Origin of the sequence: Bifidobacterium sp. MSTE12, from assembly GCF_000513015.1 — a bacterium.
Classification (GTDB): domain Bacteria; phylum Actinomycetota; class Actinomycetes; order Actinomycetales; family Bifidobacteriaceae; genus Bifidobacterium; species Bifidobacterium dentium.
Window position 1 is genome coordinate 1 of record NZ_AZYA01000037.1, and the last position, 19,376, is coordinate 19,376.

General features: G+C 59.4%; 14 protein-coding genes, 1 other RNA gene and 1 pseudogene. 10 read left to right on the forward strand and 6 right to left on the reverse strand.

The window, feature by feature from the left end:
* The 3 genes from HMPREF1494_RS08775 to HMPREF1494_RS08785 all read left to right on the forward strand — a co-directional run.
* The coding region (locus tag HMPREF1494_RS08775; protein ID WP_034522178.1) for a glutamate ligase domain-containing protein at positions 1-850 on the forward strand (850 nt) is incomplete at its 5' end.
* A gap of 41 nt (positions 851-891) precedes the next feature.
* Positions 892-2,136, forward strand: a complete 1,245-nt coding sequence (locus HMPREF1494_RS08780) for a carboxylate--amine ligase (protein WP_034522179.1) — start codon at positions 892-894, stop codon at positions 2,134-2,136.
* Entirely contained in the window at positions 2,133-2,855 is a 723-nt protein-coding gene (locus HMPREF1494_RS08785) for an aspartate/glutamate racemase family protein (protein WP_034522180.1), read from the forward strand. Before HMPREF1494_RS08780 ends, HMPREF1494_RS08785 begins: the two co-directional genes overlap by 4 nt.
* A gap of 65 nt (positions 2,856-2,920) precedes the next feature.
* On the opposite strand, the gene HMPREF1494_RS08790 is transcribed toward HMPREF1494_RS08785, so the two are convergent.
* The gene (locus tag HMPREF1494_RS08790; protein WP_012902316.1) at positions 2,921-4,441 is read right to left on the reverse strand and encodes a bifunctional folylpolyglutamate synthase/dihydrofolate synthase; all 1,521 of its coding nucleotides are present in this window, start codon (positions 4,439-4,441) and stop codon (positions 2,921-2,923) included.
* Between the two features lie 173 nt (positions 4,442-4,614).
* Here HMPREF1494_RS08790 and HMPREF1494_RS08795 point away from each other — a divergent pair, with 173 nt between their 5' ends.
* Together HMPREF1494_RS08795 and HMPREF1494_RS08800 are read left to right on the forward strand one after the other, a co-directional pair.
* On the forward strand, positions 4,615-6,201 hold the full coding sequence (locus HMPREF1494_RS08795; RefSeq protein ID WP_034522182.1) for an aminopeptidase P family protein: 1,587 nt from the start codon (positions 4,615-4,617) through the stop codon (positions 6,199-6,201).
* 41 nt (positions 6,202-6,242) lie between these two features.
* Positions 6,243-6,764 (forward strand): NUDIX hydrolase, encoded by a 522-nt coding sequence (locus HMPREF1494_RS08800; protein WP_003839463.1) that lies wholly within the window; start codon positions 6,243-6,245, stop codon positions 6,762-6,764.
* An 84-nt stretch (positions 6,765-6,848) separates the two neighbouring features.
* Here HMPREF1494_RS08800 and HMPREF1494_RS08805 read toward each other — a convergent pair whose 3' ends face one another.
* From HMPREF1494_RS08805 to HMPREF1494_RS08820, 4 genes and pseudogenes are all read right to left on the reverse strand, one after another.
* Positions 6,849-8,561, reverse strand: a complete 1,713-nt coding sequence (locus tag HMPREF1494_RS08805) for a dipeptide ABC transporter ATP-binding protein (protein ID WP_034522183.1) — start codon at positions 8,559-8,561, stop codon at positions 6,849-6,851.
* Between the two features lie 4 nt (positions 8,562-8,565).
* Positions 8,566-9,741: an ABC transporter permease gene (locus HMPREF1494_RS08810; RefSeq protein WP_003839460.1), complete on the reverse strand. Its 1,176-nt coding sequence runs from the start codon at positions 9,739-9,741 to the stop codon at positions 8,566-8,568.
* A 1-nt stretch (position 9,742) separates the two neighbouring features.
* A complete protein-coding gene (locus HMPREF1494_RS08815) occupies positions 9,743-10,816 on the reverse strand; it encodes an ABC transporter permease (RefSeq protein ID WP_003839458.1) in 1,074 nt (357 codons plus the stop codon).
* A 90-nt stretch (positions 10,817-10,906) separates the two neighbouring features.
* A pseudogene (locus tag HMPREF1494_RS08820) lies at positions 10,907-12,536 on the reverse strand (ABC transporter substrate-binding protein).
* Positions 12,537-12,883: 347 nt separating this feature from the next.
* Between HMPREF1494_RS08820 and HMPREF1494_RS08825 the strand changes: the two are divergent.
* From HMPREF1494_RS08825 to ssrA, 4 genes are all read left to right on the forward strand, one after another.
* Positions 12,884-14,086: an ROK family transcriptional regulator gene (locus HMPREF1494_RS08825; protein WP_034522185.1), complete on the forward strand. Its 1,203-nt coding sequence runs from the start codon at positions 12,884-12,886 to the stop codon at positions 14,084-14,086.
* A gap of 28 nt (positions 14,087-14,114) precedes the next feature.
* Positions 14,115-15,014, forward strand: a complete 900-nt coding sequence (locus tag HMPREF1494_RS08830) for a carbohydrate kinase family protein (protein WP_003839450.1) — start codon at positions 14,115-14,117, stop codon at positions 15,012-15,014.
* A gap of 129 nt (positions 15,015-15,143) precedes the next feature.
* The gene (locus tag HMPREF1494_RS08835) at positions 15,144-16,445 is read left to right on the forward strand and encodes a glycoside hydrolase family 125 protein (RefSeq protein WP_034522462.1); all 1,302 of its coding nucleotides are present in this window, start codon (positions 15,144-15,146) and stop codon (positions 16,443-16,445) included.
* Positions 16,446-16,576: 131 nt separating this feature from the next.
* Positions 16,577-16,973: a transfer-messenger RNA gene (gene ssrA, locus HMPREF1494_RS11330) on the forward strand.
* A 179-nt stretch (positions 16,974-17,152) separates the two neighbouring features.
* On the opposite strand, the gene HMPREF1494_RS08840 is transcribed toward ssrA, so the two are convergent.
* Entirely contained in the window at positions 17,153-17,779 is a 627-nt protein-coding gene (locus HMPREF1494_RS08840) for a hypothetical protein (RefSeq protein WP_228369687.1), read from the reverse strand.
* A gap of 246 nt (positions 17,780-18,025) precedes the next feature.
* Here HMPREF1494_RS08840 and HMPREF1494_RS08845 point away from each other — a divergent pair, with 246 nt between their 5' ends.
* Complete coding sequence (locus HMPREF1494_RS08845; protein ID WP_034522186.1) at positions 18,026-19,282, forward strand: AGE family epimerase/isomerase; 1,257 nt, start codon at positions 18,026-18,028, stop codon at positions 19,280-19,282.
* Positions 19,283-19,376 lie beyond the last annotated feature (94 nt).

Below are 19,376 nucleotides of genomic sequence, written 5' to 3' on the forward strand. Positions count from 1 at the left end.
CTTCCGTTGCAAGCGCCGGTTGATCGCCAACAGCCGTTCGCTGGTGCTCGGCGCCGACTGCGATCACCGTGATCTGCTCATGCAGGATGCCGCCGACGCGGGCGTCAAGGTCACCGAGTTCGCATTGCATGATGCCGCACGGGGCCTGACCTCCCCAGCACAGGTCATCGCCCGCGTCGATCCGGAAAACAAAGCCGGTTTCATCGTTTCCGTCAATGGCTCGGATCTTCGGCCGATGGAGCTGGACATGTCCGGTGAATTCAATGTCACGAACGCCGCGGCAGCCGTCGCCATCGCCATCGAGGCCGGCGTGCCGGAATCCGACCCGTCAATCGCCGCCATGTGCCGGGTACAGGTGCCCGGACGCATGGAACGCGTCAAGGCGGGAGACGGTCTGCTGGTCTACATCGATTTTGCCCACAACTATCTTTCCGTCAAATCGTTGGTCGACGAAATGGTACGGACCTATGGCGAACGCCGCCCACGCATCACGCTGGTTTCCGGTACCACCGGCGGCAAGGCCGTCGACAGACGCGAGGGCATCGTCAAGGGGGCGCTTGGCCGTGTGGAATCCTTCATCTTCACATTGGACGACCCGAATTACGAGGATCCCATGGACATCGCGCGTCAGATGCAGTCGTATGTGACCGATCCGACGGCCCGGACGCAGATCGTCGTTCCGCGCGAGCTCGCCATCGAAAAGGCCATCGCCGACGCGCGTGAGCATGCGGACCGGTTCAATATCGTGCTGGTCATCGGCAAGGGCGACGAGACCCGTAATATCATCAACGGCAAGCCGGTGCCATATGAGGGCGATGGCGCCGTGGTGCGTCGCGTACTCGGCGAATAGCACGGCCGTTCGTCACACGGCACGGGGTAAGGTAGGTCACTATGACACGATTCCAACCGATTCTGCTCGGCAGCGACATTAACGTCTACGGCATGGCCAGGGCGTTCCATGAGGAGTATGGCATCATCTCCGAGGCGTACGCCTACTTCCAGCTCAGCCCTACGAAGTTCAGCAATATCGTGAACGTGCATGTCGTCGATGATTTCAACAATTTCGTGACGTTCCGCGATTTCATGCTCAACCTCGGCAGGCGTATGAAGGCCGAGGATCCGGATCGCACGCTGTTGCTCATCCCCTGCGGCGATGTGTATGCGAATCTGCTCAGCCAGTGCGGGGACGATCTGCGTCGTTATTTCGTATACAACACGCTCGACATCAATCTGTCACGCCGACTCGCCTACAAATCCACGTTCTATCAGATCTGCGAACGGTATGATCTGCCGCACCCGAAGACGAAGACCGTAACCGCCGACGGAGTGAAGGCAGGGGAATACCGCGATCTGCCGTTCCCCTATCCGGTCGCGATGAAGCCGGCCAATTCCGTCGAATGGCTGAACGTCGACTTCGAAGGGCGGCGCAAGGCCTATATCTTCAACGACCCGGCCGAACTCGACACGATCATCAGACGTGCCTACGATGCCGGCTATACCTCCGAAATGGTGATTCAGGATTTCATTCCCGGCGACGATTCACGCATGCGTGTGCTCAACGCGTACGTGGACCAGCATCATCGCGTACGCATGATGTTCCTCGGCCATCCGTTGCTGGAGGATCCGTCTCCGGTGGCGGCCGGCAACTATGCGGCGATCCTGCCCGACTACAACGAGAACGTGTTCCGTCGCATCAAGGCGTTCCTCGAGGATATCGGCTATGAAGGCGTCGCCAATTTCGACATGAAGTACGATGAGCGCGACGGCGAATACAAGCTGTTCGAGATCAATCTGCGTCAGGGGCGTTCCAGCTATTTCGTGACGTTGAACGGTTTCAACCTGGCCAAATACTTCGTGGAGGATCTTGTCGAGGACACGCCGTTCGACGGCGAGACCTTGTTCGGCCGCGGTTCGAAGCTGTGGATGGAGATTCCGAAGTCGGTGTTCCTTGAGTATGTCGCCGAAGGCGATGACAAGGAAACCGGCAAACGCATGCTCGAATCCGGGGATTGGGGCACCACGCTGGAATATTCCAAGGATATGAATCCGCTACGCTGGCTGATGATCAGGCATATGTTCGCGATCTATAGGAAAAGCTACGCCAAATACTTCACCAAAAAGGGTGAGATGAAGTGAAACGACCGTTCTTCGCCGTATTGGGCGGCATGGGCACATTGGCTACCGAGAGCTACATCCGTCTGGTCAACCACGCCACGCATGCGCATGGCGATCAGGATTATCTCGACTATGTGGTGTTCAATGACGCCTCCGTGCCGGATCGCACCGCGTATATCGTGGGGGCATCCGATGAGAACCCGTTCCCGGTGATTGCCGACGATATCGAAAAGGCCACCGCGATGGGCGCGAGCTTCATCGTGCTCACCTGCAATACGGCGCACTACTTCTATGATGATTTCCAAAGGCTGACGCCGGTACCGATTCTGCACATGCCGCGCGGCGCCGTGAATCGCATGGCACAACGCTACCCAAAGGAACGGTTCCCCCGAATCGGTTTCCTCGGCACTTCCGGGTCGCGCAAATCGGGCGTCTATGCGCGTGCGGCCACCGAAGCCGGATATGCCTTCGTGGAACCGACCGATGACCTGCAGGAGCGCATCACTTCGCTGATTTACGATGATGTGAAAGGCTCGGGAGAGCTGAATCAGGAACGATACGAATCCGTGCTCCGTGACATGCTCGACCCGGCCAGCCCTTGCGCCTGCGACGCGCTGATTCTGGGATGCACCGAACTGAGCGTACTGAACGAGGCGTTCCCGATGCCTCAGCTACCGATCATCGACGCGCAGGCCGTGTTGGTGGAAGACACCGTGGCTCGCGCCAAATCCTTGCGCTGAACAGGTTGCGGCCCCTCACGACGGGCCGCAACCTTTCGATGCATAAATCCATGCCTGGCGTCTAGCTATGCTTCGGCATCATCGGCATCATCGGAACCGACATTGCCGAAATCATTGACATCGAAATCCGGATTGGCATCGGATTCGAAATCCGCTTCGGCCGCATCCTGATCCTTGCGCGGCTCCGGTTCCACGGCCTCCTGGAACACACGCTCGACCTTCGGCTTCTTCAGATCCGGATTGATCTTCTCCTCCAGCATCAGGCGCGCGTCTCCAGCCGTGGTGAAGCTACCGCAGATAAGCACGCCGTGCCCGTAGCCTACGCCGAGTTCGTCTTCGGAATCGACCATGTTGACGGCTTCCTGGATGGCATCCGGCAGTTGCGGAATGCAGGTGACGCGTTCCGGTCCGAACACCTGATCCGCGATCTTCTTCAGGTCTTCGGCCGGCATCACACGGTCGCGCCACGAGTTTTCGGTGACGATTACATGGCTCAGCAGCGGTTCAAGCACGCCGAGATACTCTTCGACCTGCTTGTCCCCCATCATGGCGATCACGCCGACGAGCTGCTGGAAGTCGTAGTTCTCCTCGATGGCGGCACGCAGCGCCTCGGCCGCGTTCACATTGTGCCCGCCGTCAAGGATGATGGTCGGCGAGGTGCGGATCTGTTCGAGGCGTCCCGGAATCTTCACCGTACTCAACGCTTCGGCCACCAGATCGCCGTCAAGCGCGCCGTTTACCGGAATCACCGCCTCGGCCGCGCACAGGGCTGCGAGCGCATTATGCGCCTGATGCTCGCCGAATTTGGCGACCGGCACTTCCTCATATGTGCCGTTGGGGGTGCGCAGGGTGACCATCTGGCCGCCGACGGCCGGTACGCGGGCGACGACTTCCGCTTCGATGCCGTCGCGTACCAGATTGGCATGGTTGCCCTTGGCGGCCTTCTCGATGATCGGCATGACGGCCTCCTCATGCGGCTGACGCCCGATGACGGCGGTGCAGCCGGGCTTGATGATGCCGACCTTTTCGGAGGCGATCTGTTCGACGGTGTCGCCCAGCCACGCCATATGGTCCATGTCGATGGGACCGATGATGGCGGCATCGGCATCGAGCACGTTGGTGGCGTCCCAGCGGCCGCCCATGCCGACCTCCACGATGGCCACATCGACCGGAGCGTCGGCGAATTTCCAGATGGCCATGGCGGTAAGTACTTCGAAGAAGCTCATTTTCGGCTTCCCGAGCTCCTCCATCTTCATGTCGACGATGGCGATCAGATCGCGTACCTGATCCCATGCGTCGACGAAGTCGTCGTCGGAAAGCTGTTGTCCGTCGATGGCGATGCGTTCGTTGACATGTTCCAGATGCGGCGAGGTGTACAGTCCCGTGCGCATGCCGTAGGCGCGGCAGATCGACTCGACCATGCGCGCGGTGGATCCCTTGCCGTTGGTGCCGGTGATGTGGACCACGCGGAAGGACTCTTCCGGATGCCCCATGACGTCGAGGATCATCTTCATGCGCCTGAGGTCCAGATTGGTGGTATTGCGTTCCGATGGACGGCCCATGATGTCACGTTCGACGTCGATCATGCTTTCGTTGTTGCGATTGGGATGTTCAAACGACATGCTGTGCTGTTTCCTTACGCTGGTCGATGCTTACTCACTGAAACCGTCCCCATTCTAGGTGGGCGCATGAACGTTATGGCGTCGCAAAACGTAATAGGATTGGTGGCGGTAATTCATTGGATTGTTCAGGAGATGTGATGAGCGAAGTCATTACCGATAAGGACAAGGAATACGAGGCTTTGGAGCGGGAGTCCGCACCGGGGCCGGATCAGGCCATGAGCGACCGTGTGAACAATCGTTCCCTACGCCCTCGTTCCGACGCGTTCAAGGAGTTCATGACCACCGGTTGGGATGACAATGAGCCGGCCATCGAACCGTTGGAATCCTCCAAGTACACGCCGGCACGTCTTGAGGCGCTGGGCAGGGCGTTTCCAGGCGAACGCCTCGTAATCCCGGCCGGTCAGCCGAAGGTACGCAACAACGATTGCGACTACGCGTTCCGTCCGGACACCACCTTCTCGTATTACACCGGTCTTGGCGAGGACTATGAGGCCGGCGCGGTGCTGGTGCTGAACCCGGTCGATCCGGATTCCGCGGATGCAAAGGCCGGCAGGACGCATGAGCCGGAACTGTTCGTGGCTCCGCGCGCGAACCATTACACGCAGGACTTCTTCATGAATGCCCACTATGGTGAATATTGGGTGGGTCCGCGCGCGGGTCTGCGGGAGATGACCGCCATGACGGGCATCGAGACGAACGACATCGCGCAACTGGCCGATGCACTGAGCAAGGATGTCGGCACCGAGGCCGGTGCAGTACGCGTCCGTGTGATTCGTGAGGCCGATCCGCAAATCACCGAGATGGTAGAGGATATTCGCAAGGCGAACGGTTTCGCCGATCCGGACGGCAATACCGCCGCCGACGACAGACTGCACGAATTCGCCGCCGAGGCACGCATGTGCAAGGACGAATATGAGGTGCGCGAGATGCGCAAGGCCGTGGACGCCACCAAGCACGGCTTCGACAGCATCCTGCGCAGGCTGCCGGCGGCTCTGGGCAAACCGCGTTCGGAACGTATGCTGGAAGGTGCGTTCAACGCAATCTCCCGCGAGGAAGGCAACGAGGTCGGTTACGACACCATCATCGCATCCGGCGCGCATGCTCCGATTCTGCATTGGATGCGTAACACCGGTACCGTCGCATCCGGCGAGCTGCTGCTGATCGATGCCGGCGTGGAAGTCAACAGCCTGTATACCGCCGACATCACCCGTACGTTCCCGACCAATGGTAGGTTCACCGACTTTCAGAAGAGGCTGTATCAGGCCGTGCTGGACTCCCAGCAGGCCGGTTTCGAGGCAGCCAAGCCAGGTGCCACGTATTCCGACATCCATCATGCCTGCATGCGTGTGATCGCCGAACGCCTGCACGAATGGGGCATTCTGCCGGTCGACGTGGAGGAGTCGCTCTCCCCCGCCGGTCAGCAGCACCGTCGTTGGCTCGCCTGCGGCGTGGCGCATCATCTCGGCCTTGACGTGCATGATTGCGCGCAAGCCCGTTACGAGTCATATCAGGGTGCCGAAATCCGTCCGGGCATGATCTTCACGATTGAGCCTGGCCTGTATTTCCGTGAGGATGACTTGCTGATTCCGCCGGAGTATCGCGGCATCGGCATCCGCATCGAGGATGACGTGCTCATGACCGAGAATGGTCCCGAATGGATCTCCGCAGGCATACCGAAGCAGATCGATGACGTCGAGGCCTGGATGGCCGACATGGCGCAATAGTCTTCCACCGTACTCCCCGACGGGGAGGAAAGGAACGTGATATGGCAACCCCTGAATTCGTGTTGAAACTCCGCAGGAAGATCGGCCACGATCTGCTATGGCTGATGGGCGTGTCCGGCTACGTCGAGGACGAACGGGGCCGCGTACTGCTGGGCCGACGTTCCGACACTGGCGAATGGGCCATGGTGTACGGCATCAACGAGCCCGGCGAGGAGCCGGCCGACACCGTGGCCCGCGAAGTCAAGGAGGAGACCGGCGTGGACGTGATCGTCACCGATCTGGTGTCGGTGAAATCATCTCGCCGCATACTCACCTACGCGAATGGCGACAACACCATGTACATGGATCACCTGTTCATCTGCAGGCCCGATCCGGCCGGTAACACGGAACCGTACGTCGGTGATGAGGAGAGCCTCAACGTGGGCTGGTTCTTCCCCGATGAGCTACCCGGGCCATTGGCCGCCACCACGGTTGAACGCATGGGGTATGTGCGTGAATATCTGAGGAACAAGGCCGGTGGCGACGCCCACGCGCAGTTCTGCTTCAACGGCGAGATCCACTGAAGTTCCCGCCAACGTAAGACGGCGATGCCTGCGACAATCGGTCCGTCGCAGGCATCGCCGTCTATGCTCCTAAATCCCTCATCCCTACTGTTGGGCCGTGAGCAACTCGTGCAGATGCTCACGATGCCCGCGTTGTTCACGCGGATCCGGCACCGGCAACGAGGCCAGCAGCTTCTGCGTGTACGGATTTTGCGGATGTTGCATGATCTGGTCGGCATCGCCATGTTCGACGATCTTGCCCTTGTGCATCACCATGATGCGATCGGCAAGCATATCTACCACCGCAAGATCGTGAGTGATGAACAGGCAGGCGAAACCGATTTCGACCTGTAGTTTCTTGAACAGTTCCAACACCTTCGCCTGCACCGACACATCCAATGCGGAGGTCGGCTCGTCGGCGATGAGCAGGCTCGGCTTCAACGCGAGCGCACGCGCCAGGGAGGCGCGTTGACGCTGGCCGCCGGACAGCTCATGGGGGAAGCGGTTCATGTATGCGCGTGGCAGCTGGACCATTTCCAGCAGATCGCCCACATAATGCCGTGCGTCAGCCACGGAGGAGTATTTCCCGTGCACGATCAGCGGTTCGGCCACGTTCTCCGCGATGGTCATCAGCGGGTTGAACGAGCTGCCGGGATCCTGGAACACGAAGCCGATGTCGGCGCGCTTGGGCTTGAAGTCACGTTCCTTCACGCCGTTCATTTCGATGCCGAGCACGTTGAGTGAACCGCCGGAAACCTTCTGCAGGCCTGCGATGGCACGGCCCGTGGTGGATTTGCCGGAACCGGATTCGCCTACCAGTCCCAGCACCTCGGAACGGTGGATGGTGAAGTCGATGCCATCCACGGCCTTGAAATCGGGCTGCATGAGATGGCCCGGATACGTGATGGTCAGCCCCTTGGCCTCGACCGCGACCGGCTGTTCACGCCAATCCTTTTCACGCTCGATGACCTTGCCATTGCCGTCACGCACGATGAGCTTCTGCCCGATGCGCGGTACGGCACCCAGCAAACGCTTGGTGTAGTCGTCCTGCGGTGAATAGAAGATCTGTTCCACGCCGCCTTGCTCGACCACATGGCCACGGTACATGACCACGACCTCGTCGGCGATGTCGGCGATGACGCCCATGTTGTGCGTGATGATGAGCACGGAGGCATCGAATTCGTCGCGTGCGAGACGCAGCAGATCGAGGATTTCGGCCTGTACGGTCACGTCAAGGGCGGTGGTCGGCTCATCGGCCAGAATCAGACCGGGATTGAGCACCAACGCCATGGCGATGACGATGCGCTGCTTCTGGCCGCCGGAGAACTGGTGCGGATAGTAATCGACCCGGGTTTCGGCGTCGGGAATGCCGACCTTCTTCAGAATGTCGATCGCCTTGGCACGCAGCTCTTTCTTGTCTTTCATGCCGTGGGCCCGCAGCCCCTCCTCGATCTGCCAGCCGATGGTATACACCGGGTTCAGCACCGAATTCGGCTCCTGGAACACCATCGCCGCCTCGGAGCCGCGCATTTCGCGTAGCTGCTCGCCGGATAGGGACAGCACGTCGAGTTCCTCGTTGCCGGCACGGTTCGACAGGTAGATCGCACCAGAGGTCGTTGCCGTTTCCGGCAGCAGTTTGATGATGGAGCGCGCGGTCACGGACTTGCCGGAACCGGATTCGCCCACCACGCCGATGACCTTCCTGCGGGGAATCTTGAAACTGATCCCGTCGATGGCCTTGATGGAGCCGGCGTCGGTCATGAAGGAGACGCTCAGATCCTTGATTTCGGCGAGATTGCCGTTGTCGATTTCGCTCATCGGTTCACTCCCCTTCCTTGGAGCCCCATGCGGAGGCCACGAATGATGGATCATGGTCGGTGACGGTCACCGGGGCGTCGATGGCACCCATCGGGTTTCTGGCCGCGGCAAGTTCCGCCATGACCTCGTTGCGGGCGCCCGGCTTTTCGTTCGGATCAACGGAGGTGTCTTCGATGGATCCGACCACTTCGCCCGCGGATTTGCGTGCACGCAGTCGCGGATCGGCGAGATCGTTGAGCGATTCGCCGACGAGGGTGATGCCCAGTACGATCAGCACGATGGCGACGCCGGGGAATACCGCGGTCCACCAGATGCCGGCGGTCACGTCGGATACGGAACGGTTGAGATCATAGCCCCATTCGGCGGCTGCGGTCGGTTCGATGCCGAAGCCAAGGAAGCCCAGACCGGCAAGGGTCAGAATGGCCTCCGATGAGTTCAGGGTCAGGATGACCGGCAGGGTTCGGGTGGAGTTCTTGAACAGGTGCTTGGTCATGATGCGCCAGGTGGAGGCACCGACCACACGTGCGGATTCCACGTATGCGGATTCCTTGATGCGGATCACTTCGGCACGGATGGTACGGAAGTACTGCGGAATATAGACCACGGTGATGGAGATGCCGGAAGCGAAGATGCCGCTCCACAGTCCGGATTGGCCGTGGGAGATCATAATGGCCATCAGAATCGCCAACAGCAGGGACGGGAAGGAGTAGACGGCGTCGGCGATCATCACGAGTACGCGGTCGACCCAGCCGCCGAAATAGCCGGAGACCAGTCCCAGCAGCACACCCGCGAAGATGGACAGCAGCACGGCGATGACGATGGCGATGACCGCAGTGCGGGAACCCCACACCACACGGCTGAACACGTCATAGCCTCCGGCGGTCGTACCCCAGATATGTTCGGATGACGGTGCCGCCTGGGCCGGGAAGGATACGCCGTTGGAGTCCTTCAGCTGAGCGTATCCGTATGGTGCGATCAAGGGTGCGAAGATGGCGACGAGCAGGAAGAAGGCGGTGAGCGCCAGACCGGTAATCAGCATGCCCTTCTGCCAGCCGACGGCTACGCGCAGTTCCTTGATAATCGGAATCTTGGTCCAGAACGGTGCCTGTTTGTTGATTTTGAGCCTGTCCAGACGGTCATCGCCGGGAACGGTGACATTGTTGACGGATGCTTCGGTCATGTCAGTACCTCACTCTCGGGTCGACCAGTGCGGCGATGACGTCGACGATGAAGTTGACGACGGCCACGATGATGGCGATCAGAATCACGATGCCCTGCACCGCCACGAAGTCACGTGCCTTCAGATATTGCGAAAGCATGAAACCGAGGCCCTTCCATTCGAAGGTGGTCTCGGTGAGTACGGCACCGGCGAGCATCAGGGCGATCTGCATGCCCATGACGGTGATGATCGGAATCAGGGCCGGCTTCCATGCATGCTTGTTGAGCAGACGCTTTTCGGAGACGCCGCGGGAGCGGGCGGCCTCGACATAGCCGGAAGTGTAGGTGGAGATCACGTTGGTACGCACCAGGCGGATGAATACGCCCGCCGTCAGCAGTCCCAATGCGAGGGCCGGAAGCACCGCGTGACGCAGTACGTCGACGAGCACGGACATATCGCCCAACTGAAGTGCGTCGATGATGTAGAAACCGGTTGGCGAGACCAGTCGGGAGAATTCCATTTCGCTGCTCAATGACGAACGGCCGGATGCCGGCAGCACGTTCATCCAGATGGCGAAGATGAGTTTCAGAATCAGGCCCAGGAAGAACACCGGAGTGGCGTAGCACAGAATGGCGAAGGTGCGGATGCCCGCATCGGCCGCACGGTCGCGTTTGCGTGCCGCGATACGGCCCAGGCCGATGCCGACGATGAGCGCCACGATAAGCGCCAGGAACGCGAGTTCGAAGGTGGCGGCGCCGTAACGGGTAAGAATGGTGATGACCTTTTGGTTGTCGGTCAGCGTGGTGCCGAGGTCACCGTGCAGCAGGCCGTTGAGATAATCGATGTACTGTACGACCAATGGACGGTCATAGCCGGCCGCGTGGATGCGCTTTTGCAGTTCCTCCGGCGTCAGGCGGCCGCCTAGGGCGGCGGAAATCGGATCGCCGGTGGCGCGCATGACGAAGAAGACGATGGTAACAAGAATGAATACGGTAGGAATGATCAGCAGGAAGCGGGTAAGCACGAAGCGGAAGAATCCGCTCGAAAGCTTGTTTTTCTTGGCTTTCGGCTGAGCCACGGTTGCGCTTTGCGTCACGTCGGGCTCCTTTTCCTTGATGGATGATGCAGATACAAATTGAGCCCCCGCCCGACTCGAAACGGCCGGGCAGGGGCGGTCAAGTCACATTCAGGACTTGGTCACGGAGGCGTAACGGAAGCGGAAGGAGGCGTCGAGCACGACACCCTTCACGCCCGAACCGGTGACGGCGACCTGGGCACCCTGCAGCAGCGGGATGGTGGAGAGGTCATCGGTCTCGAGCTTCTGGATTTCCTTCAGCGTGTCCTCACGTTCCTTGTCGTCGGTCTGGCCGGCCTGCTTGACGATCAGGTCATTGACTTCCGTGTTGGAGTAGCCGTTGTTCACGAAGTTGCCGTCACGGAAGAACGGAGACAGGTAGTTGTCGGGATCGGAGTAGTCCGGGAACCAGCCAAGCTGGTAGGCCGGGTAGGAACCATCGGAATCCGAGGTGATCACGCGATCCTTGCTGTACTGGGTCCATTCGGTGGACTGCAGGTCGACCTTGAACAGGCCGCCTTCTTCGAGCTGGGCCTTGATGGCGGCATACTCGTCGGCGGAGGACTGGCCGTAGTGGTCCGGGTTGTACTGAAGCTTCAGATCGACCGGGGGTCGTGACACCGGCATCCTCGAGAACCTTCTTGGCCTTGTCGGTGCTCGGCTTGCCTTCGCCGTCACCGTAGGCTTCCTTCAGGGTGTCGTCGTGACCGGACAGACCATCCGGAATGAAGGAGTACAGCGGGGTGTAGGTGCCCTTGTAGACCTTGGTGGACAGCTCGTCGCGGTCGATCAGGTTGGCGACGGCCTGACGCACGGCCTTGGCCTTGTCGGCGTTCGGCTCGCTGGACTTCTCGCCGTACGGCATGATCTTGAAGTTGAAGGTGATGAAGCGCTCTTCGCCACCCGGGCCCTTGACGACCTTGACCTTGTCGTCCTTGGACAGGTCCTCGATGTCGGTCGGGGTCATGGAGCGGTAGGCGACGTCGACCTGTCCCTGCTGCACGGCCATCTTCAGGTTGGAGGAATCGGCGAAGTACTTGACCTGCACGGCGTCGTTCTTTGCCGGAGTCAGGCCATCATAGGAGTCGTTCTTGGCATAGGCCAAGGCCTCGTTCACCTTATAGGAGGTGAGCTTGTACGGGCCGGCGAAGGCATTGTCCTTGACGATGGTGTCGGCGTCGGTGAGCTTGTCGGCGTCGAAGGACTCCTCATCCACGATCGGGCCTGCCGGGCTGGAAAGCACCTGCTTGAGGGTCACGTCGTTCTTGACCTTGGAGTGGAACACCACGGTGGTGTCGTCCTTGGCTTCGACGGAGTCGATGTTGGCGAGCAGGGATGACGGACCGTTCTCGTCGTTGATCTTGTTGATGCGGTCGAAGGAGAACTTGACGTCGGAGGCGGTCAGATCGTGGCCGTTGGCGAACTTCAGGCCGGACTTGAGCTTGACGGTGAATTCGGTGCCGTCGTCGCTCCAGGTGCCGTCATCGGCGGCGATGTCCGGGGACAGCTCGGAGGTGTTGTAGTCCTGGGAATACAGGAACGGGAACACCTGAATCTGCACGGCGTAGGAACCGTTGTCATAGGAGCCGGCCGGATCGAGGCTGGTGATCTTATCGGTGGTACCGATGGTGATGGTGGTGCCGCTTGCCGTGGAACCGCCGTCCTTCACGCCGCCGCAGGCGGCAAGGGATGCGATGGCCGCGACGGAAGCGAGCGCGGCGATGACTTTCTTGCGATTCACTGAGGATTCCTCTCTCTAATCCTTGAATTCCAAAGGCATCTCGTGATTGAAATGGCTTGACTCCTTAGAATTGGCGCCTAATGTTAACCGCACGTTTCGTGTAGGGCAATATCGTCCCGTCTCCTGCATTGTTGGTATCGGAAAACCCTATTTTTCCCCGTTCTTTCCACGATTCATCTTTCCCACGATGCCCGGTCGATTAATGAGACGCATGTGAGCGAGCATGCGTTTCGACCGGATACACTTGGCGACACGCGGATGATGCGCGGCTTGTACATTGACGTTAACAGCGTTAATATATCAACTAGTTAAACGAGAGAATCCGTGCATCGGCGCAAGGAGGTGTTATGAGCAGCTACAGCATGCAACAATCATCGATCTCCGAAAACAATCGGTCACGCATCCTGCAATATCTGTATCACAATGGCATCTGCTCCCGCGCCCAGATCGCCAAGGCCATTGAACTCACCCCTGCGGCAATCACCAAAATCACGGCAAAACTGCTGTCCCAGGACGTCATCGAAGAGACCGGCGACATGGAGGGTGACAAGAACCGTCGTTCCATCGGCCTGAACCTCAATTGCGCGAAATACCATGTGGTCGGCGTCAAATTCGCCCGCAGTCTGGTGCAGATCGCGGTGTTCGACCTCAAATGCAACAAGATCTCGCTGACCGACCTACCCACCGTCAGCGAAGAGCACATCCCCGACACCGTGGAGCAAATCCGTCGCACCGTCCGGCAACTCATCGCCGACGATCCGCACATCGTCGCCGTGGGTATGGCCGTCCCGGGCCCGTATCTGCGGGACGCCGGCCATACCGCTCTCGTCTCCTCCATGCAAGGCTGGAGGCAGGTCAACTTCATCCACGAATTCAGCGCGGCCTTCGACGTGCCGGTATTCGTGGAGCAGGATGCACGAGCCGGTGCATTGGCGCAATTCCTGTTCAACCCCGAGCTGTCCGAAGGCTCTCTCGCCTATTATCTGCTGGGTGAAGGCATCGGACTGGGGCTGATCGACGACGGTAGAATCTTCTACGGTGCGCACGGCACCGCAACCGAAATCGGGCACGTCTCCGTCGACGTCAACGGCAGGCCCTGCGACTGCGGCAACGTCGGATGTCTGGAGCGCTACTGCTCGGCGGTCGCCATCCACGAGGAGCTCAAGACCGAAGGCGACATCGTGCCCGGCTGCGAATCCATGACCCACGCGCAGGCATGCGCGGCGCTGTTCGCCAAAGCCGACGCGGGCGACGAAGCGGCCCGGCAGCTGGTCAACAAAGCGGCCAGGTACATCGGCTTCGGGTGCGTGACCATCATCAATGCCTTCAATCCAAGCCACATCGTTCTGGGTGACATCGTCTCCCAGGCAGGTCAGCCGCTACTTGACGAGGTCAAGGCCATCGTTTCCGAACACACCATTCCGGAAGTGAGTTCGGAGACCACCATCTCCCTGTCCGCCCTGCCCACCGACGCCACCGTCACCGGAGCCGCCGCCGTGGCCATCACCAATTTTCTGGAACATCCTTCGATGTTCTTCGACGTCGCATAGCACGCCGCCATCTAAAGAAAGGAAAACCATGTCCAAGCCAACCGTCATCTCCCTCGGCGAAATTCTTTGGGATATGCTCCCCACCGGCAAGCGTGCCGGCGGCGCCCCCGTCAACTTCGCCTATCATGCCTCGCAGAATGGCGCGGAAGGCTATGCCATCAGCGCAGTCGGCAACGACGAGCTCGGTGCAGAGCTGATCGCCGACGCCCACAAGGCCGGCATCAACACCTTGGTGCAGACCAACGAATACCCGACCGGCACCGTGGACGTGGCGCTGACCAACGGCATTCCGGAATACACCATCGTCAAGAACGTCGCCTGGGATCACATCAAGCTCACCGACGAACTCATCGACGCCGTTTCCAAGGCCGACGCCGTCTGCTTCGGCACCCTGGGTCTACGCTCCCCCGAGTCCCACGACACCATCATCGAACTGCTCAAGCACACCAAGGAAGGCGCGCTGAAGTTCTTCGACATCAATCTGCGCTCCGACTTCTACTCCAAGGAACTCATCGAAGAGCTGCTTGGCTACGCCACCGTGTTCAAGATCAACGATGACGAGCTGCTGCTCATGCGCGACATGTTCGAGCTTCCCGGAACCACCGACGAGGAAGCGTGCAACTGGTTCATCAAGAACTTCGGTCTGGAGTACATCATTCTGACCGGTGGTGCCACCTTCAGCACCATCATCGCCAAGGACGGCGAAGTCTCCACCCTGCACACCCCGCATGTCGAGGTCGCCGACACCGTCGGCGCAGGCGATTCCTTCTCCGGTTCCTTCACCGGCAAGATCCTCACCGGAGCCCCCCTCAAGGAAGCGCACCGTGCGGCCGTGAACACCTCCGCCTATGTGTGCACCAAGGAAGGCGGCTGGCCGACCTATCCGGCAGAAGGCGTTCCGGACTATCTCGCCGCGGCGGCCAAGTAATCCTTTCCCGGTCTCATCATCATCCACAGGTCCACGGTCATCGAACGATGTCGTGGACCTTGTTGTATTGCGACACCTGCTATGATGAATGCACGTCAATCGATTTACGTATTCAACGAAGAAGTTGCCATGCCACCGACCACCAATGCCATACCCCAATCCGTCTCCATCTTCATGCAACGCATCACCGAACTGTGCGGTACGGAACATGCGGACTGGGCCGAGAATTTCAACACCTGCTTCGCCAACACGCTGACCACCACCGTGCGTCGGCATGACAATGGCACCACGTTCCTTCTGACTGGCGACATCCCGGCCATGTGGCTGCGTGATTCCTCCGCACAGTTCCGCCCCTATCTCGTCATCGCCCAAGACGATCCGGACATGGCCGATCTCGTCGCGGGGCTCGTCCGCCAGCAGTTCCGGTTCATCAACATCGACCCGTACGCCAACGCATTCAACGAGACGCCAAGCGGAGCCACTTGGGATCCTGACGATCGGACCGATTCGTTCGGACCTTGGCTATGGGAACGCAAATACGAAGTGGATTCGCTATGCTACCCCATCCAACTCGCATGGCTGCTGTATCGCAATACCGGACTGACCTCGCATTTCGACGAATCGTTCGTCTCCGGCGTGCGTCGCATCCTTGACACCTTCGAGACCGAACAGAATCACGCCGAGTCTCGGTACCGGTTCTTCCGCCCGAACGATGACCCGCGTGATTCCGTGCCGAACGAAGGCCTCGGCGGACCGTTTGCCGTCACCGGTATGACCTGGTCCGGATTCCGTCCCAGCGACGACGCCTGCATCTATCCGTACCTCGTGCCGTCCAACATGTTCGCGGTCGTGGCCATGGGCCATCTTCGGCAGATCTTCACCGACGTGCTCGATGATGCCGAAATCGTACGCCGCGCAGGCAAACTGCAGCACGACATCTCCGACGGCATCGCGCAACATGCCACCATACGCAACGCGGCGGGAGAACGGATCTACGCCTACGAGACGGATGGCCTGGGCAACGCCCTGCTCATGGACGACAGCAACGTACCCAATCTCATCTCGGCCCCATACCTGGGATTCTGCGATGCCGACGACCCGTTGTATCTGGCAACCCGCCGCACCTTGCTCAGCTCCGAGAATCCCTACTATTTCGAAGGACCCTTCGCCCGCGCCATCGGTTCCCCGCATACGCCAACCGGGTATGTCTGGCCAATCGCCATGGCCATGCAAGGCCTGACCAGCAACGACAGGGCTGAGAAGGAACGTCTCCTCGATCAGCTTGTCGCGGCGGACGCCGGCACGCATCTCATGCACGAAAGCTTCGACGTGAGTGATCCGACGCAGTACACCAGACCATGGTTCAGTTGGGCGAACATGATGTTCTGTGAGCTGGTCATGGACTTCTTCGGCATCCGCATCAACACATGAGCCAAGACGTCGGATATCGACGTTCGGGGCGATTGTCGGGAATCGCTCGAAGAAAACTTGCAATTCCCAGCAGACTTATGATATCTTGAAATGTCCGGCTGCAAAGTCGGAATGCTTGATAACTCAAGATTGGGGCTGATCGGTTTCGACGGTGACCTGTTCGTCGCAGGGAAGCGTGCCGAGAACGTAGGGTCCGCTCGTGGATGACCCCTACACAAGAATAAGTGCTAAATCTAACCGCACTGAGTTCGCTCTCGCTGCCTGAGCTTCGCGCCAGGATTAACCAGTGAGCAGCCGCTCCGTTCACTCCTTCTCGTCTTTGGGAGGATGCTGAGCGTCGTTGAGAAGACTTGCTTCATCGGCTGAGTCACAGGGCCGGTGAGGGACTTTAACTGCGAATATGCTCGCCATCAGTTGTCTGCGATATCGATGGGGGCAGAAAAACCGCCGCATGGCCAGCAGACTACGCACGTAGAAGACTGAGGGTTCGGTTATCGGACCGGGGTTCGATTCCCCGCAGCTCCACCATTCGAAAGCCGCCGGAAATGACGGCTTTCTTTGTATTTCCAACGGTTTCCACGTATTTGTCAGCTTGTATGATTCATCGTAAATCACTACGATTTACGGCACTTCATAGTAAAACGTGGGCAAAGCGTGGGCACAACATTCAACCATCAGCCCACGCCGACGTGCCCCATCCCGTAATCCTAGACGATGACGCGTCCGGTCATCCGTATGAGCACGAGGGCGGCTACCGCAACCACAACAGGTACCAGGAGCGATATCACTCGGTTTCCATTGTCCTTCTGGATCTGGAAGGTCATGATGAGGATGGAGGCGAAGCAGACGATGGCGCTGAGTAGATGATACGGAGGGTTTCCAAGCATCTGGATTATGTAGGTGATTCCAAGAAACGCCTGAATGGAGTTGCCCAAACCCAGGATCACACTGCCGAACACGTTTTGCCTGTTGATGTAGTAGGCGATGAATCCGCCGGGCAACGTAAGGAGCGTGGCCGGACCCCAGATGGAGCAGTAGTAGTACAACGCTTGGTCAACGGAAAGGCCGAACACCACCTCGACGATGAAGCAGAGTGGCTGGCTGATAAGAAAGAAAACGAAGATTTTGAGCGCCGACTCCCAGCTTTTCGTGCAGTTGGACGCGATGACGACCGCGAAGATGACCCACCATTCGTAGGAAATCGCGATGTCCTTGAACGATGTTCCCTCCGCGGCCGGGATGGATCCGACGATGCCGGTGTAGGCGCCCGCAACGACCGCGAACAATATCACGGCAAGCCAACCCATCTTGAGGCCTCCAAAAAGTTTCCTCATCCGGAAAAATCCTTTCTCTCCCGCACCTGTTCTCAATACCGCCATTCCTTACGAATACGGCAGTTCCGCAGGGGTGTCAATCGCCAGTGGTTGAGGGGTATATCACCCCTTCGCTACAGGCTACTCCGAACGTATCGCGACACACCATTGATCCGATTTGCATTAACCGCTTAAGTGATTAACATAGTTAATACATCAACTCAGTTATCACGTCATTGCAGACGATACCAAGGAAGGACTTGATCGATGACCTGCGCATACTCCCCCGAAGCCTATGTGTTCGGCTCGAAGGAAAACCATGACCTGCTCGAGGCGGAAACCAATGAGCTCCTGCATTTCGGCCATCATTTCCCCGCACCACAGGGCGGCTCCTACTGGCTGGATGACACCGGCAAGCCGGATCTGGCCCAGAGCATCCACACGTGGATCACCTGCCGTATGGCTCACGTCTATTCCCTCGGCTTCCTTCATGACGAACCTGGCGCGGCCGAACTCGTCGACAAGGCGATCGCCGGCCTGCGTGGCCCGCTGCACGATGACGAACACGGCGGCTGGTATCCGTCCATCTCCGCCGACGGCTCCACTCACGAAGCCGGCAAGGTCTGCTACGCCCACGCCTTCGTGATCCTCGCCGCCACTTCAGCCAAGCTCATCGGCCGCCCAGGTGCCGACGAATTGCTCGACGAAGCCCTCGAAACCTACGACAGGCATTTCTGGGATGATGAAATCGGCCTTGCCGTCGACACGTGGAACACCGAATTCACCGAGCTCGACCCGTATCGCGGCATCAACGCCAACATGCATACCACCGAGGCCTTCCTCGCCGTCGCCGACGTGACCGGCAACGAGGAGTACCGTGAACGCGCAGGTCGCATCATCGACCATGTGGTCGGTTGGGCCCGCGAGAACGACTGGCGCATCCCGGAACACTTCACCGCCGACTGGCAGCCGGATCTCGAATGCAACCACGACAAGCCGGACGACCAGTTCAAGCCGTATGGCGCCACTCCGGGCCACGGCATCGAATGGGCCCGTCTGATCACCCAGTACGCGCTGAGTTCCAAGGCCCGTTCCGAAGAAGGCAAGCAACAGCTCATCGAAGCCGCCGAAAACCTGTTCGCCCAGGCTCTGGCCGACGCGTGGAACGCCGAGGGCACCATCGGTCTGGCCTACACCACCGACTGGAACGGCAAGCCAGTCGTCACCGACCGCATGCATTGGACGCTCGCCGAATCCGTGAACACCTCCGCCACCTTGGCCACCGTCACCGGCAAGCAGGTGTACAAGGATTGGTACGCAACCTTCTGGCAGTACATCGACGAGTATCTGATCGACCATGAGAACGGCTCCTGGTTCCATCAGCTGAACAAGGACAATCAGGTCATCGGCACCGTGTGGCCGGGCAAGTCCGACCTGTATCATGCCACGCAGTGCACGCTGATTCCGCGTCTCGATCCCGCCGTTTCCGTAGCGCCGGCGCTCAAGGCCAATCCGAACGCCTGACATCCCGATGCTTCTCCTTCCATCCTCCTAACCGAGAGATCCCCTCGACTCCATACGGAATCGAGGGGATCTCTTGTTTGAGGACCGAACCGGA

Coding starts and splice junctions, on each gene's coding strand:
- HMPREF1494_RS08780 (WP_034522179.1), top strand. CDS start 892: ATGACACGATTCCAACCGATTCTGCTCGGCAGCGACATTAACGTCTAC.
- HMPREF1494_RS08790 (WP_012902316.1), bottom strand. CDS start 4,441: ATGATCGACGTCGAACGTGACATCATGGGCCGTCCATCGGAACGCAAT.
- HMPREF1494_RS08795 (WP_034522182.1), top strand. CDS start 4,615: ATGAGCGAAGTCATTACCGATAAGGACAAGGAATACGAGGCTTTGGAG.
- HMPREF1494_RS08800 (WP_003839463.1), top strand. CDS start 6,243: ATGGCAACCCCTGAATTCGTGTTGAAACTCCGCAGGAAGATCGGCCAC.
- HMPREF1494_RS08805 (WP_034522183.1), bottom strand. CDS start 8,561: ATGAGCGAAATCGACAACGGCAATCTCGCCGAAATCAAGGATCTGAGC.
- HMPREF1494_RS08810 (WP_003839460.1), bottom strand. CDS start 9,741: ATGACCGAAGCATCCGTCAACAATGTCACCGTTCCCGGCGATGACCGT.
- HMPREF1494_RS08825 (WP_034522185.1), top strand. CDS start 12,884: ATGAGCAGCTACAGCATGCAACAATCATCGATCTCCGAAAACAATCGG.
- HMPREF1494_RS08830 (WP_003839450.1), top strand. CDS start 14,115: ATGTCCAAGCCAACCGTCATCTCCCTCGGCGAAATTCTTTGGGATATG.
- HMPREF1494_RS08835 (WP_034522462.1), top strand. CDS start 15,144: ATGCCACCGACCACCAATGCCATACCCCAATCCGTCTCCATCTTCATG.
- HMPREF1494_RS08840 (WP_228369687.1), bottom strand. CDS start 17,779: ATGAGGAAACTTTTTGGAGGCCTCAAGATGGGTTGGCTTGCCGTGATA.
- HMPREF1494_RS08845 (WP_034522186.1), top strand. CDS start 18,026: ATGACCTGCGCATACTCCCCCGAAGCCTATGTGTTCGGCTCGAAGGAA.